At 56.0% G+C, this 15860-nt stretch carries 13 protein-coding genes, 2 tRNA genes and 1 riboswitch; of the genes, 11 read left to right on the forward strand and 4 right to left on the reverse strand.

Features of this window, described 5'->3' with window-relative positions; genetic code table 11:
* Positions 1-76: 76 nt before the first annotated feature.
* The 11 genes from HNR65_RS01650 to HNR65_RS01700 all read left to right on the forward strand — a co-directional run bounded on the left by HNR65_RS01650 (position 77) and on the right by HNR65_RS01700 (position 11698).
* Positions 77-1039: a DnaJ C-terminal domain-containing protein gene (locus HNR65_RS01650; protein WP_181549699.1), complete on the forward strand. Its 963-nt coding sequence runs from the start codon at positions 77-79 to the stop codon at positions 1037-1039.
* A gap of 266 nt (positions 1040-1305) precedes the next feature.
* Entirely contained in the window at positions 1306-1845 is a 540-nt protein-coding gene (hpt, locus tag HNR65_RS01655; protein WP_181549700.1) for a hypoxanthine phosphoribosyltransferase, read from the forward strand.
* Positions 1842-5093, forward strand: a complete 3252-nt coding sequence (locus HNR65_RS01660) for a zinc-ribbon domain-containing protein (RefSeq protein ID WP_181549701.1) — start codon at positions 1842-1844, stop codon at positions 5091-5093. Before hpt ends, HNR65_RS01660 begins: the two co-directional genes overlap by 4 nt.
* Before the next feature lie 125 nt (positions 5094-5218).
* Positions 5219-5295: transfer RNA gene (locus tag HNR65_RS01665), tRNA-Met, on the forward strand.
* Positions 5296-5364: 69 nt separating this feature from the next.
* Complete coding sequence (locus HNR65_RS01670; protein ID WP_220128247.1) at positions 5365-5784, forward strand: DnaJ family domain-containing protein; 420 nt, start codon at positions 5365-5367, stop codon at positions 5782-5784.
* 22 nt (positions 5785-5806) lie between these two features.
* A complete protein-coding gene (locus HNR65_RS01675; RefSeq protein ID WP_181549702.1) occupies positions 5807-6304 on the forward strand; it encodes an SHOCT domain-containing protein in 498 nt (165 codons plus the stop codon).
* A gap of 30 nt (positions 6305-6334) precedes the next feature.
* Complete coding sequence (locus tag HNR65_RS01680) at positions 6335-7279, forward strand: D-alanine--D-alanine ligase family protein (protein ID WP_181549703.1); 945 nt, start codon at positions 6335-6337, stop codon at positions 7277-7279.
* 213 nt (positions 7280-7492) lie between these two features.
* Entirely contained in the window at positions 7493-9259 is a 1767-nt protein-coding gene (gene purD / locus HNR65_RS01685; RefSeq protein WP_181549704.1) for a phosphoribosylamine--glycine ligase, read from the forward strand.
* Positions 9249-9938 (forward strand): L-threonylcarbamoyladenylate synthase, encoded by a 690-nt coding sequence (locus HNR65_RS01690; RefSeq protein ID WP_220128248.1) that lies wholly within the window; start codon positions 9249-9251, stop codon positions 9936-9938. Before purD ends, HNR65_RS01690 begins: the two co-directional genes overlap by 11 nt.
* Positions 9935-11485 (forward strand): nicotinate phosphoribosyltransferase, encoded by a 1551-nt coding sequence (locus tag HNR65_RS01695; protein ID WP_181549705.1) that lies wholly within the window; start codon positions 9935-9937, stop codon positions 11483-11485. Before HNR65_RS01690 ends, HNR65_RS01695 begins: the two co-directional genes overlap by 4 nt.
* 125 nt (positions 11486-11610) lie before the next feature.
* A tRNA-Leu gene (locus HNR65_RS01700) sits at positions 11611-11698 on the forward strand.
* 521 nt (positions 11699-12219) lie between these two features.
* Here HNR65_RS01700 and HNR65_RS01705 read toward each other — a convergent pair.
* From HNR65_RS01705 to HNR65_RS01720, 4 genes are all read right to left on the reverse strand, one after another.
* Positions 12220-13125 (reverse strand): peptidoglycan-binding domain-containing protein, encoded by a 906-nt coding sequence (locus tag HNR65_RS01705; RefSeq protein ID WP_181549706.1) that lies wholly within the window; start codon positions 13123-13125, stop codon positions 12220-12222.
* Positions 13126-13151: 26 nt separating this feature from the next.
* Positions 13152-13853 (reverse strand): hypothetical protein, encoded by a 702-nt coding sequence (locus HNR65_RS01710; RefSeq protein WP_181549707.1) that lies wholly within the window; start codon positions 13851-13853, stop codon positions 13152-13154.
* Positions 13850-15124 carry a hypothetical protein gene (locus tag HNR65_RS01715; protein ID WP_181549708.1) on the reverse strand — a complete coding sequence of 425 codons (1275 nt, stop codon included), beginning with the start codon at positions 15122-15124 and terminating at the stop codon, positions 13850-13852. Before HNR65_RS01715 ends, HNR65_RS01710 begins: the two co-directional genes overlap by 4 nt.
* A gap of 180 nt (positions 15125-15304) precedes the next feature.
* A riboswitch (cyclic di-GMP riboswitch) is annotated at positions 15305-15407 on the reverse strand.
* Between the two features lie 231 nt (positions 15408-15638).
* Positions 15639-15836, reverse strand: coding sequence for a hypothetical protein (locus tag HNR65_RS01720; RefSeq protein WP_181549709.1), 198 nt, complete (start codon positions 15834-15836; stop codon positions 15639-15641).
* Positions 15837-15860: the final 24 nt, after the last annotated feature.

Raw genomic sequence — 15860 nt, forward strand, 5'->3', positions numbered from 1 at the left:
GGGATGTGAATTATTGTATTGATCAAGACAGCACAGACCCATTTTACAAATAAAACACAAAAACGGTGATGCAGATATGGCCCAGAAGGATTATTACAAAATACTCGGCGTGGACAAAAGCGCATCCCAGGAGGATATCAAAAAGGCCTACCGCAAGCTGGCCATGAAATATCATCCGGACCACTCCTCGGGCTCCAAGGAAAACGAGGAAAAGTTCAAGGAGATCAGCGAGGCCTATGCCGTGCTCAGTGATCCGGAAAAGCGCAAGCAGTATGACACTTACGGGGACGAGGACTTCCGGCAGCGCTACAGCCAGGATGACATTTTCCGGGATGTGGATCTCGGAGATATTCTCCGGGAGTTCGGCTTCGGCGGCGGCGGCGGCGGATCGTTTTTCTCTTTTGGCGGCGGCCGGGGCAGAAGCGGGCAAAAGGGCCGGTTTTCCTTTGATCCGGAAAGCATGTTTGGTTTCGGCGATGCCGCAGGCGGCCGGCAGCAGCAGGGCATGGAGGCCAAGGGCAGAGACGTTGAAACCGAGCTGCCCCTGACCCTGCAGGAAATCGCCACCGGCGTGACAAAAACCGTTTCCGTGCAGACGCCTTCGGGCAAAACCGAGACCCTGACCGTGAAAATTCCCAAGGGCTTGATTGACGGCAAAAAGGTGCGCCTGGCCGGAAGGGGCCAGCCCAGTCCCTATGGGGGTCCGTCCGGGGACATGTATATCCGCTCCAAAATTGTTGCCGACCGGGTGTTTTCCAACGAGGGATTTGACATCTACGTCAACCGCGACATCAGGCTCACAGAGGCCCTGCTGGGCACAAGCGTGACCGTTCCCACCGTGGACGGCGGGCAGATCAATATGAAAATACCCCCGGGCGCCCAGCCCAAAAGCAAACTCCGGGTGGCCGGCAGGGGCCTGCCCCACATGCGCGGCAGCGGCCGGGGCGACATGTACGTGGTGGTCAACGTGAAAATGCCCAAAAAGCTGAGCAAAAAGCAAAAAGAGCTGGTGGATTCCCTGGCAGAAACCGGGCTTTGATCCAGGGCTTTTTTCCTGAGTCTGAAAAAGCGCCAACAGCAGGTAACCTGTTGTGATTGGCGCTTTTTTTGTGTTCCCAAAAGCCATTTTTCAGTATCGCTCAGCGCATTCGGGACCCTGAAAGCTTGTGTTTTGGTGCGGCAATAAGGCAATTTTATTGACAAAAGCAAATCTTTTGCATACACTTCCGGCATAAAGCGACCTCTGAAAAATGGTTTCGGGTGAAAGTGCCTGCTGCGGTAAACCCTTCATTTGATAAAATATTGATGCCTGAACTGCTACCTGTCCTGAGCAAAGAAGAGATCCAGGAAAAAGTTGCCCGCCTGGGGCAGCAAATTTCAGCCGACTATAAAGATGAACAATTGGTGTTAATCGGAGTGTTAAAAGGCGCATTTGTTTTCATGGCCGACCTTGTGCGGTCTATTCACCTCCCGGTGGAGATTGATTTTATCACCGCCTCGAGCTACGGCCATTGTGATCACTCCTCCGGGGATGTCCAGGTGCAGGATGACCTGCGAATCGACATAAGGGACAAGCATGTACTGATCATCGAGGATATTCTGGACACCGGTCTGACCATTCAGCGGCTGATTGCCTGCCTATCCTGCCACCAGCCCAGAAGTATCCGGGTGTGCGCTTGTATTGACAAGACAGAGCGCAGGCAGACCGACCTTCGCCCGGATTATTGGTGTCACCGCGCGCAACAAGGATTTCTTGTGGGTTATGGCCTGGATTATGCCGAGCAATACAGGCAGTTGCCCGCCATCTATCATTTACAATTTTCAGCCAGCGAGGGGAAAAAATGATCGTCACCTGTGAGGCTTGCGGCACGAGTTATAAAGTCAAGTCCAGCATGATCCGCCCGTCAGGATCCACGGTGAGATGTTCCAGATGCCAGCATGTTTTTGTGGCCTATCCAGCCGTATCGGAATCGCAGTTTGCAAAACCTTCTGAAAAACAAGCAGAAACCCCGCCGCCAGAGGCTGATTTTTCCCATCCCGGCAGCGCCACGTTTCTTGCCGATGCTGCTGAAACCGAAAAGCAGCTGGATGCTTTTTTTGCAGAAGATTTTGAGGCGGAGCCTTCCGGCCGACCCTCTGAGGCTGAAAACGTTGATGTCCCGCCCCGGAAACAAGATGCGGATTTCCCGTCTCCCCGGTCCGGGTCTTTGTTTGAAACCGCCCCGGGTGCCGGGCCTGATTTGGAAACCCATGAAACCGCCGACTTTCGGGAGGCGGACTCCTTTGAACTCGATTTTCCGGATTTTTCCGAGGACAGCCCGGATCAAATCTATATGGGGGATCTGGAATACGACACTGAGATGAGTTTCTCGGCCCTGGAAGAAACCGCGAATCTTGACTTTTCAGACCTGGAACAAGACGCTGATCTGGAGCTTTCAAACCTGGAAAAGCAGACAGAAACAGCTGATTTTTCTTTCACGGATCTGGAGGCTGAAGCCGGCCCGGATCTGGCTGAGACTTCCACGGCGCCTCAGCCGGCCGCGGCCCCCCTGGAGCCGGAAGATCACCCGGAAGATGAGCCGGAACTCGACTTTTCAGTCCTTGAAGCGGACACGGAGTTGGATTTTTCTGATTCCGGTGATGAAGCCGATATGGACCTCTCTGATCTGGAGCCCGGATCCGACCCTGCCTTTGCCGAACCCGGGGCTGAAGCCGCAGGTGATTATGATGCGGTCCTGGATCTATCCGGCCACACAGTTGACGCGCAGGGCGGAGAGGGTTTTCCGGATGCAGACGAACAGGAAGTTGATTTTGATAGCGTGCAGGAAGACTTTGATTTTGATCTGGATGAAGATTTTCCGGACATCTTGTCCGAGCCGGAGCCGGATTTTTCAGATTCTGAGGCGCAGGCGGATTTGGATCTTTCTGACCTGGAAGCTGATGGGGGTAAGGATTTTGGGTCTTTTCAACCCGAGACCACTGCAGAATCCGATGCAGAACTCACTTTTTCCGACCTGACGGCCAACGCCGAAATGCAGCCGGAATTTGAGCCGCAGGAGCAGTCCCCTGTTGATGAAGAACCAGATGAAGAAACATTGGAAATTTCAGATTTCACGCTGGAGGCGGGCGAACTTGATGCCACTTTGGGCTCCCTCCCCGAGGAGGAGGCGGATGCTCTGGAGTTGGAACCGGAACCGGAACCGGAACCGGAGCCGGAACCGGAGCCGGAGCAGGGAGCGGATGCGGAGCTAAATTTTTCCGACCTGATTGCCGATACTGAAATTCAGCCGGCATTTGAACAGGAACAGGGGCAGGAGCAGGAGCAGGAGCAGGAGCAGGCAGCATTTGCTGATGAAGAACCAATGGAGATTTCCGAGTTTGCCCAGGGTGCCGGAAGCGACGAAGAAACGGGAACTTCCTTTGAGACTGCGCAGGAAGAATTTGACCTGGATTTGGATACATTTGAGCTGAATCTGGACGAAGACGCGTCCCTGGAAGATCGGCAGGGTTCTGGTTTTGAGGGTCCCGGGGAAAAAAAAACCAAGGCGGAAACAGAGGAAATGACCAGCAAGGAATATAAATCCGGGGAAACCGAAGAAGATCTGTTTGATCTGGAACTCGACTTTGATTTTGAGGAAAGCCCTGAGCAGACTGATGCCGGTGCTGACAAGGATGCGGACGAAGATCTGGACCTGAACCTGGACTTTGCAGAGGAAGAATCGGATGCCCCCGCAGCCCCGGCTGAACCAGGGCCGGTGGAGCCGGATAAGGAAAAAAAATCCGAATCGCGCGGGGTCTATGAGGTGAGCCTGGAACTGGGCGACTCTGGTCAGGAAGATGATGACGAGGATGATTTCCTGGCAGATCTGGACCTGGATTTTGACGAAACCCCGGATGATGCCGCTGGTGAAGTTTTCCAACAAGCTCCGGCCGAGGCGGCTGCTGAAGAAAAACCACAGGCACCCGGGCCGGATTCTGACCCGGACTCAGACCTGGAGCTGGATTTAACCATGGATACGGGTGAAGACGCGGTTACGGATTTTTCACCTGAAAAACAACAAGACGCCCCGGTGCAGGAGGATTTTGATCTGGACCTGGAAGATGAGACGTCCCAGGCTGATGCCGAAGATTTCTCACTTGAACTCGATGCGCCCGGCACCCTGGACAAGGCTGAAGCACAAAGCCGGGCCGGGGCGGCCGAAGACCGGCAAGCCGGGATGCCGGAAAAAGATCAAGCAGACGCCGAAGGCTTTGCTGACCTGGACCTGGATTTGGCAGAAGACATGGATTCTGCCTCTGCCGCCACAGAAGAAGATGACTTTGAACTGAACCTGGAAACCATGTTTGCTGAAGACGATGAGGATGAACTCGTAGACGAAAAAAGCGTTTCCCTGGAGGCTGTGGACGCAGAAACCGAGGAGGTCGGAGAAGACGACGATTTTGCGGAAACAGAGGCAGAAGGGGAAACCGTTTTCTTTTCAGGTGTGACGGAAGATGCCCAAAGCCCGGATCAGGACCTGGCAGAAGACAGTGTTTTTGATGAGGAGCCCGCCGGTTATGCAGCAGGCGGTTTTCAGCCCGGGGGCGCACGGAAAAAACCGGTCTGGAAAATACTGCTGTTACTGGTGATCCTGGCTGCGGCCGCTGCCGGGGCATATGTTTATTATTACGGGCTTCCCATGGAAAATTCGGGATCCCCGGATCCCGGAAATCAGAAAATTGCGGTTTCCGACCCCTCCTACCAGTTCATGGACAATCAAAGCGCCGGCGAAATCCTGGTGATCACCGGCAGTATCACCAACCGCTATGGCCATGCCCGCCAAAATATCCGGGTGGAAGCCGGCGTGTATGATCAACAGGGCACCCGCATGGACGAAACCGCTGTCATTTGCGGCAACACCCTGACACAGCAGCAGCTCCGGAATCTTGATCCCGGAGAAATCCGTCAGGCCCTTGGCAGGACTGCAACTGTCGCCAACCAGTCCCCGGTGGTGCAGGCCGGAGGCAATCTGCCCTTTATGGCCGTGTTTGCCAATCCCCCTGATGGGATAGCCGAGCTGACCGTGGATGCACTTTCGTCTGAAAAGTCGTAACAGCCTTTAACACCGGTATTGGAGCCGAACTTTTATGTTGACTCCATGGTTTTCAAATGATATAAATTCTGCTTTTGGTTTTCGGGGTATGGCAGGAGTTAAAAAACTACCCTGGCTTTTTATATGGCGATGTAGCTCAGTCGGTCAGAGCATGCGGCTCATATCCGCAGCGTCCGGGGTTCGAATCCCTGCATCGCCACCACCAAATCCGTATATCTGAGCCTCTTCGCTGTTAATCCGGAGGGGCTTTTTTATTTAAGGGGATGGAGAAATGATTGTTACCGGATTTGAAAAGATTGTTGAAGAACGCATCCGTGCCGCCCAGCGAAACGGGGAATTCGACAACCTCAAGGGCGCCGGAAAACCTCTGGATCATGAAGATTACAGCCGAATCCCCGATGAACTGCGCCTTGCCTACAAAATTTTAAAAAATGCGGACTGCCTGCCCCCGGAAGTTGAACTGCGAAACGAGATCATCCGTACTGAAACCCTGCTTTCCACCATGGAAGACGAAGCCCTTCGCTACAAGACCATGAAAAAACTCAATTACATGATCTTAAAACTCAATACATTAAGGGGCGGATCCGTGATTTTCGAAGTCCCCCAGCAGTATGAGCACCAGCTCGTGGAACACCTTTCCGCCAGCTCAAAAGCCGGGGGTGATGCCAAAGACGGAAAAAACGGGCGCTGAAAATCAAATAAAGAACAAGTCAATGCCCATATTCCAAAACAGAGAAAATCCCGACAGCGTCATGAAGGGCGTGTTTATCGCCTATTTCATCCTGCTTTTCCACGTGGCCCTGCTGGGGCTGGTGGGAATCGTGGTGCTGTTTTTCACCGGAATTCTCAATTATCTTCCCTGGATTTTGCTGGGGGGTGTGGTGATGTTTGTTGGCTGCGGGTACATGGTGCTGCGCTATGTCCGGAAAAAAAGCCGTTCCATGGTTCAGGTGCTGGGCATGCCCGAGTTTCGGGGCAAAAATATCGAAGTAAACGTGATGGGCGGCCTGGCTTCATTTAAAATCCAGGACACGAATTCGGAATCATCAGCAGGCAGCCGGCATCTGGAATCCGGCGGGCCGTCGCGGCTGCTGACCCATACAGATGGTGAAAAACGCCAAAAGCTTGAGTCACTGGCTGAAATGCGTGACAACCGGATCATTACCCCTGAAGAGTTTGAAAGGGCCAAACAGCGGCTGCTGGACCAATAAGGCCGCTTATCGCAACCCGGGTGCAATGTCATGAGCAAAAAAATTCATGTTGCCCTGCTTTCCGGCGGAACGTCGGGGGAAAGGGAGATTTCACAAAAAGGCGGCGACCATGTATACCAGGCCCTGGACAAAGACCGGTATACGGTTGCCAGATATGATCCACGCACCGATCTCTCCCGCCTGGTTGCCGATGCCCGGGCCATTGACGTGGCCCTGGTGATTCTCCACGGCGCCCCGGGCGAGGACGGCACCATTCAGGGGCTGCTGGACCTGCTGGAGATCCCCTACCAGTGCCCCGGGGTCATGAGCAGCGCCATTGCCATGAACAAGGTGGTTTCCAAATTTTTTTACGAAAAAGCCGGCATTGCCGTGCCGGCCTGGGAATCCAGTCGCAGGGGCGAGCCCGTGGATGCAAAGGCGGTCATGGACCGGCTGGGCCTGCCCCTGGTGGTCAAGCCGGCAAGCGGGGGTTCGAGTCTGGGCATGAGCATCGTGCGCTCGCCGGAGGCCTTTGACGCTGCCCTGGAGGCCGCCCATGCATGCGATGATATGGTTCTTCTGGAGCAATACCTGCAGGGAACCGAGATCACCGGCGGGGTTTTGGGCAACCAGGACCTGGAGGCCCTGCCTTTGGTGGAAATCGTGCCATTAAAGGATCATGAGTTTTTTGATTTCAATGCCAAGTACCTGGCCGGAGAAACCGACGAGATTTGCCCGGCCCGGCTGGATCCGGATCTGGCCCGCCAGGGCCGCGACCTTGCCCTGGCCGCCCACAGGGCCCTTTTTTGCACCGGATACAGCCGAACGGACATGATTTTGAGCAGCGGCCGGCTGTGGGTGCTGGAAACCAACACCATCCCGGGCATGACCCCGGTAAGCCTGCTGCCCCTGGCGGCATCAAAGGCGGGCATGAACTACAGTCAACTGCTTGACCGGTTAATCGGCCTGGCCCTGGAGAAAAACGCGGGCTGTTGAAATGAAATGACCGGTCCAACGGGTGATGGCACCGTAAAAAGTTCAATATCTGCGTTACGCGCGATTTCTCAGAATTTCACGTACTGATAAGTACGCTGCATTCTTCGAAATCGCGCAAGCCTTGATCTTGAACTTTTTACGGCGCCATCTGAAAATCGACTTTTTGCGAGTGCGTCAACGGGTAACGAATCAAGCAAAACGGAGTAAAACCCCATGAATATCCTGATTGTCGGCAGCGGCGGAAGAGAGCATGCACTGGCCTGGAAAATCGCTCAAAGCCCGGAAGCAGACCAGATTTTCTGCGCCCCGGGCAACGCGGGCATTGCGGAAGTGGCAACCTGTGTGGATATTGCCGCTGATGCAATCGATGAACTGGTGGCCTTTGCCGGGCAAAACCGGATCGATTTGACCGTGGTGGGTCCGGAAGGCCCTTTGTCGGCCGGGATCACAGATGCGTTTGAGGCCGCCGGGCTGGCCGTGTTCGGCCCGTCTGCTGCGGCCGCTGAAATTGAGGCCAGCAAAACCTACGCCAAGGGGCTCATGGAAAAATACGGGATTCCCACGGCCCGGGGCCGGGCATTTTCTGATCCGGAAAAGGCGCGCAAATACATCCGGACCATGGAAGAGCCCATTGTTGTCAAGGCCGACGGTCTGGCTGCGGGCAAAGGGGTTGTCATCTGCAGCACGCGCAAACAGGCCCAGGATACGGTCAAACAGATGATCCAGGACAAGATTTTCGGGGATGCGGGAAAAACCGTGGTCATCGAGGAGTGTCTCACCGGCGAGGAAGCCTCGTTTATCGCGTTTACAGACGGTACCCATATTGTGCCCCTGCCGGCCTCCCAGGATCACAAAAGAGTCTACGACGGAGACAGGGGATCCAATACCGGCGGCATGGGCGCTTATTCCCCTGCTCCGGTGGTCGATGCGGTCATGCAGCAAAAGATCATGGACCAGATCATGCGCCCGGCGGTCCGGGCCATGGCCGCAGAGGGCCGCCCCTACAAGGGGGTTTTGTACGCCGGCCTGATGATTGACAAAGACAAGATCCGGGTGGTGGAGTTTAACTGCCGGTTCGGGGACCCGGAAACCCAGCCCCTGATGATGCGGCTCAAAAGCGATATCGTGCCCCTGCTCCGCGCCGTAGTCCATGGCGGCCTGGACAAATGCCGCATTCAAATCGATCCCCGGCCTGCGGTGTGCGTGGTCATGGCCGCGGGCGGATACCCCGGGTCCTATGCCAAAGGCGCCGGGATCAGCGGCCTGGCCAATGTCCGGCGGATGAAGGACGTGGCGGCCTTTCATGCCGGAACAGCCGCCAAAAACAACGAAATTGTCACCGCAGGCGGCCGGGTTCTCGGGGTGACGGCCCTGGGAGATGACATTGTCAAGGCCATATCCCGGGCCTATAAAGCGGTGGAAAAAATTTCCTGGAAAAATGTTCACTTTCGCACCGACATCGGGGCAAAAGCCAAAAAGCGATTGTCCGCGGCCCCGGCTGTTGGCATCATCATGGGCAGTGATTCGGATCTGCCGGTGATGAGCGCGGCCGCTGACCTGCTCAAGCGCTTTGATATTCCCTATGAACTCACCGTGGCCTCGGCCCACCGGACCCCGGAACGGGCCGGGGAGTTTGCCGAAACCGCCCGCAAAAGGGGCATCCGGGTGATCATTGCCGGCGCCGGCCATGCCGCGCATCTCGCCGGTGCCATGGCCGCCCACACCACTGTTCCCATCATCGGGGTGCCCATTGATTCTTCTGCCTTAAGCGGGTTTGATGCGCTTTTGTCCACGGTCCAGATGCCGCCGGGCGTGCCCGTGGCCACCATGGCCGTGGGAAAGCCGGGCGCCAAAAACGCCGCAGTGCTTGCCGCCCAGATCCTGGCCCTGTCTGATCCGGGCCTGGAAGCGCGGATGGTGTCCTACAAGTCGGCGATGGCAGACGAGGTCAACGCAAAGGCCCGGAGCCTTGAGGGATAAAGCCCGCATCAACCTCATCGACGACCGGTTCCCGGACCCGGCTGTTATAGAGGCGGCAGCCGCTTGTATCCGCAGCGGAGGGCTGGTGATTTTTCCCACCCGGAGCCTTTACGGCCTGGGTGCTGACGCCTTAAACCCGGATGCCGTGGACCGGGTGTTTGCTGCCAAGAACCGGCCGGCAAAAAATCCGATTTCCATTCTCATCAGCAGCCGGGATCTGCTTGAAAACTTTGTTGCAGAAATTCCCGATGCCGCCCGCAGGGTAATGGACCAGTTCTGGCCCGGCGGCATCACCCTGGTTTTCCGGGCAGCGGCGGGACTGCCGAAAAATCTTACGGCAAACACCGGCACCATCGGCATCCGCCTGCCCGCCCATCCGGCTGCCGCAGCCCTTGCGCGGGCCGCGGGCACCCCGGTTACCGCCACCAGCGCCAATACCGCAAATGCCCCGGGAGCCCGGCGCGTGTCTGAAATTTCAGATCCGGTTGCCCGGGCAGCCGGCATGATCCTGGATGCCGGGCCCCTGGCCGCGGGTTCCGGTTCCACAATTTTGGACGTGACTTGTGACCCGCCTGTGATTCTGCGCCAGGGCGCGGTGTCAGAAGCCCGGTTACTGGATCTGCTGCCGGTATCTGTCGGCCCGAAACCGGGCGCGCAAATAAAAGGAGTAAAATCATGAATGCCAGCCAGCGAAAGCTTGCCGAAGGCGTGCTTTATACGGATATGTATGAACTGACCATGGCCCAGCTGTATTTCCGCATGGGCATGCACGAGATGAATGCCCATTTCGAGCATTTTTTCCGCAATTATCCGGATTACGGATCACACCAGGCCGGATACTGCATCAATGCGGGCCTGGAATGGTTTGCGGACTGGGTTGAGGAAGCCTGCTTCGGTGACGCGGAAATCGAGTGCCTGCGCAATCAAAAACAGCGCAGCGGAAAGCCCATGTTTGACGATGACTTTCTCGGCTGGCTCAGGCAGCAGTGCCTCCGGGATCATTTCACCATCCAGGCCGTGCCCGAAGGCCGGGTGGTGCATCCCAACGTGCCGCTCACCGTGGTGCAGGGCCCCCTGGCCCTGGCCCAGATCATGGAGTCCTCCCTGCTAAACCGCATCAATTTCCAGACCCTGATCGCCACCAAGGCCGCCCGGGTCCGGGAAGCGGGCTGCAGGCGGATGATGATCGAATTCGGGCTGCGCCGGGCACAGGACCGCGGGGGAAATGCCGGCACCCGGGCCGCAATGATCGGGGGCGCGGATTTTTCCTCTAACACGGGCATTTCTTATGCCCTGGGTTATCCGGCCAAGGGCACCCATGCCCACAGCATGGTCCAGGCGTTCATGGCCCTGGGCGAAGGCGAGCTGGCCGCGTTTCGGGCGTATTCGGAAGTGTTTCCAGACGACTGCCTTCTGCTGGTGGACACGATCAACACCCTTGAATCCGGAGTTCCCAACGCCATTAAGGTGTTTGAGGAGTTAAAGAAAAAAGGCCACAAACCCCTGGGCATCCGCCTGGATTCCGGTGATCTGGCCCATTTGTCCATCCAGGCCGCCAGGATGCTCAATGCCGCCGGGTTTGAAGACACGGTGATTCTGCTGAGCAATCAGCTCGATGAAATGGTGGTCTGGCAGATTGTCAGCCAGATCCGGGATGAGGCGCGCAAATACGGCCTGGACCCGGATCATCTCATCAACCGGCTGGCTTACGGCGTGGGCACCCGGCTGGTGACATCCAGGGGCCAGGGCGCCCTGGACGGGGTTTACAAGCTCACCGCCCTTGAAAAAAACCAGGAGTGGATTCCGGCCATCAAGGTTTCGGAAACTCCGGAAAAAATCATCAATCCCGGGTTTAAAAATGTCTGGCGCATTTACAACGGTCTTAATCATGCCACGGCCGATCTTATGGGAATGCAGGACGAGGACCCGGATCAGATGGATCCCCTGGAACTGCGCCATCCCAGCGACCGGGAAATCCGGCGCACCATTTCACGAAAAGACATTGATCACATCGAGCCCCTGCTCACAGATATCATCAAAGACGGCCGGATGGTCTATGAGCACCCCGGCATAGACGAAATGCGGCAGGTCCGGGACCAGGACCTGGATCGCCTGGATTCCGGTGTCAAGCGCCTGGTCAATCCCCATATCTACCACGTTTCCCTGACGCCCAGGCTGTGGCAGTTAAAACGCGAGCTTGTGGAAAAACGCGGACAGATCCGGTAGCCCGGCCCGAAAACCGCCAAAGACAAAACATGCTTGCATTTTTTTTCTGATTTGGTTATTTTGCCAACCAAATCCGCCCGATGCTTCGGGCGATGAACATCCCGCACACACAGCCTCGTCAAAGTGCCGGAGTGGTGGAAGTGGTAGACGCAGAGGACTCAAAATCCTCCGGGCCTTGCGCCCTTGCGAGTTCGAGTCTCGCCTCCGGCACCATTTTTTCATGTTTTTTCAATTTTTTGTGACCAAACATCCTCATGCGCTGGTAGAATTCCCGGCTTTTTCCATGTGAGTTCCATCGTTTTTTGCAGGGATATTTCCATAATTGTGACAGTTCAGTCATCAGCGATTGACAGAACCGCTTCGGTCAATCGCTCAAGAATCTGTTCTTTCCGGTAGTCTTCATGATCAAGATACTAAGCCATCACCGACTCAGCGACCTCTTCCAGGGCTTGGTGGAATTCCGTCTCGTTTTGATTCCGTTTTTTTAATCCCTTCATGAAGTGCTCGATTTCAGATTGATGTGCTGACATTGGGTTTTGCCTCCATGTTCATTCAACGAGTGGGCTCAGGGGCGCGCAGCGAAGCGGATCTTGATCAAACGCCTATACGGATGCCATCGGGGACCGCTTTATCGAAACCGGCGCACTTTTTCCAGGATGCTGGGGAACTGATTGCAGAGCCGGTCATGATTTCCGGTAACGTAGATTTTTTACGGCTCGAGGGGCAATCCGAACCTACGCCAGGTGAGAAAAAAAGCTCACGGCCGGGTGCATACCATCGAGCCGGAACATCAGGAAGCATTCGTTGAACCACCTGACAAACCGGTCGGCGTGTTCGTCGGTGTTAATCGGGTATTGGCGCATCTTCCAGCGGTTATCGCCCCCGGCATTGTGGTAGATTCCACCGGCGTTGTAAGCGCAGGCTACCTTAGGGGGGTCGAAGCCGGTAGCCTTCCACTGAAGCGCGATATAGGCGGTTCCGGCCCGGATCGAATTGTCCGGCACCAATAGCCACTGCCGGTCAATGCCGTCATCGCCCAGCGTTTGCCGGGCTGTGGATATGAGGGTCTGCATCAGCCCCGGGGAGACTCTGGCCGGGGTCTGTTCGTCCGACACGTAGCCGGGCTCTTCACGCACCGCCTTGGGATCCCCTCGGGTCTCCGTACAGATGGCGGCCACGATCAGTTCTGCCGGAACCCCGAAATCATGGGCCCATTCGGTGATGGATCCGGAAAACTCCTGCCAGATCCGACGCACGGTTTTCGGCTCGCCCCCGAAAGTCTCCGGATCGGCCTCTTCGATGCGAATGCCGTCGGAGGCAAGACGCCACCGCACGCTATCCCGATACCCATGGCTCTGGGTCAGCTCCGGTAGGGAGTGGGCGATTTTACCGGTTTCCGGGCGCTTTCCGGGGGATTCGAACAGGGATCTCCAGGTTCGGGGGCCGACGATTCCGTCCACTTTCAGCGAGTGGCTCTGCTGAAAACCACGGACGGCGGCTTCGGTCCGGGGGCCGAACAAACCGTCTATCTGCCCCCCCTTGTCGAACCCCAACGCCTTGAGACGTCGCTGCAGGGCGATCACATCGTCTCCGCGGAGCAGGGGGAAGCGATAGGTCAATGCCCGGATGTATTCGGCCATGGTCTGTCTCCTTTCCTTGACAGCGGCTATCGACAGCCGGCAACCGCCTGTTTGGCGCCTTTTATATCGATCAGCAACCGCCGGTGGTTTTCCTCGTAACGGGTTCCCCCGGCCTTGCCGGACGCCTCCTCAAGATCTCGGATCATCTGGTTTAGGCGGACGCAGAGCTTTTCTGGATCTGTCTGATCCAAAAGCTCCGGGGCAGCCGCGGCGAATCGTGCACTTACCCAAAAGTAGGCCGCGGCTGGATGGCCGGGGTGCTTCGCCAGAAAACGTTCCGATGCCGCCGAAAGCCTCCGGGTAATAATCCGCGCGGACTTCCCGCTTTCCAGATCCTGCCAGTTGCGTAATGCTTCGCAGAGGTTTTCATAGTACCGGGCGCGCATGTCCGTCGATGCCCATCCTGTGGTTCGCGCAATGCCGGCTTCCAGGCGATCGGCCGTGCACGCGTAGCGGTTTTTTGCCGCCTCTTTCCTGCCGGCCGCATCGGCGGCCATAGCCAGGCGGTAGCAGGCGTCCCCTGTGACCAGATAGAGCTGGCCGCACCCTTCATTGGTTTCGGTGCAGTCAAAATCAAGGTCTGCGGCCTCGGCGTAACGACCTTCCGCGGAAAGTGTTTTGGCCTTATCCAGGGTGGCAATCGTCGGGTTGACCGCCGCACACCCGCCCATGGCAGCCGCGAGCACGGCCAGCAGCAAAAGACTTAAAAAAAAGGACCGCGTTTTCAAGGGGCCACCTCCTTGAGGATTTTTGAGAAAATCGACTGCACCGGTTCGCCTTTCCGATGCAAGCCCTCCACCACCATGACCAGCTCGTCCAGGCTGGCCCGGGCCGCATCATCTGCGTGAAGACGGTCTATGGCGGCGGTGAGTTTTTCGATCCCCCCGAAATCGGCGGCCCATTCCGGATCGATCTCTTGTCCCAGCTCCAGGGCCGCAGCATTTCGCCGGAATTCGTCAAGCCCTGCTTCGAAGTCCTCCCGTGAATCGAACCGCTCCCGATAGCGCTTCCACAGGGATTCGGTTTCCTCGGTGCGCAGAAATTCGTGGACGGCGGATTGGACAAAATCCCGGTCATTGGCCTGCAGCTCCGGCAAAAATGTTTCCTTGAACCGGGGACTGTTGAGAAAAACAACAAGGCCGGTATTGGCGTCAACCACCTCCAGCGGAAGCACTGACGGCGGGAAGGGCAGATGGAGAATTCGGGCCTTCCATTTCTGGTAGGCGACCCCGGAAAGCTTCACGCCGATGCCGGCTACGGCCGTAATGATGGCCACCGGGGGAAGGACGCCGCCCAGAGTGCGGGAAAAGGCGTGAATGGCTTTGGCCACGATCCCCCTTGCCGGGTTTGCCTCCCTGAACAGATCGAACACCTCGGCGGCTTTGTTCCGGGCCGCTTCCATGTTTCCCGTGCCGAGCAGGGTCTTGGCCGTGTCCATGCCGTTTTCGAGCTTTTCGATGATGCGCCGCCCCGAGGCCCGCTCTTTTTCCGGCAGCAGGTCGATCACGGCCCTGGAAAGGGCGATTCCCTTCCCGATCCGGGTGATGAGGGTGAGGGCTTCGCTTTGCTCCTTGTCATGAACAACCCTGTCCCTTTCCCCCTGGATGGTCTTCATCTGGTCGCCGAGAACTTTCTCCTGCTCCTTGGTGCCGGTCCGGCTGCCGAAATAAAATCCGAGCACCGTTCCCAAAACGGCGGACAGTGATTCTGGGAACTGGAGGTTTTCGGTAAAGGCCATGGGAACGATCAACAGAATCGAAATGGTGACGATCACCAGGGCCAAAATGGATCGGACTGTCCCGTTGGGGAGGCCTGCCGGGCTCTGGAAATAAAGCCCCATCTGTTTTTCTTCCCTGCAGGCCTCGAAAAATTTTTTTTGCAAAATGAAAAGGTAGATCAAATAGCCGGCAATGACAGCAAGGGCCATGATGGTGGCAGAGATGACGACACCGGCATCCCATACCAGAGCGGGCAGATTCGATGCATTTTCGGGATTCATAGGGGCTCCTTTCTTTTGCGATGCAGCGCAGGCAGAGCGCTGTTTTGATCAATCAGCCTCCTCCCCCGGGTTATTAACTCCGTACATCAGTTTTTAAATTGTTTTGGACAGCAGTGGAAATATATCGAAAACGTCGATAAAGAGTCGCCTGCGCCAATAACAAAGCCGGACTGCCACAAAAATGGCAGTCCGGCTATCTTTTTTCGTACGCAAAGAAATATCAGCGTCAAAAAGACCCGTGACTTTCCGTCCCAATCTATCGACTGGTTTGGCTTTATCATAATTTTATATGTGTCTGAAAAACACGGGTGTCAAATATTTTGGACAATTTTTTTTAAAAAATTCCAGATGTTATAAAATGCACCATAGGGCTGTTCCCCGCCAGGATTCCAAAGTTGGCGGAACAGAGCAATGACGGATTCAAGGTGCAGCTTCAATGAAAACAGTGTATCCTGCCGGGAAAAGAGTTGCCATGCGGGCAGGGATAAAAGCCCAGAAGTTTAAAGCGCTCAATTCAGGTATTGAGGTATTTTAAAAAATCTGTCTCAACCCGGTCTGGTGACTCAATCCAGCGGACCTCGGCATCATATTCTGCAGTGTTGGGGGAAGGCAGAAAAATAATCTGTTGCCCGTGTTCTTTATGGTCTATATAAAAGATTTCTTTGCCGGATCGAGCTACTGAGAATCTTTCAAATTCATGAATCACCTGCATGTTACGACCTCCTTTTTTATTTTC

This window comes from Desulfosalsimonas propionicica, from assembly GCF_013761005.1.
In the GTDB taxonomy this organism is placed as follows: Bacteria; Desulfobacterota; Desulfobacteria; order Desulfobacterales; family Desulfosalsimonadaceae; genus Desulfosalsimonas; species Desulfosalsimonas propionicica.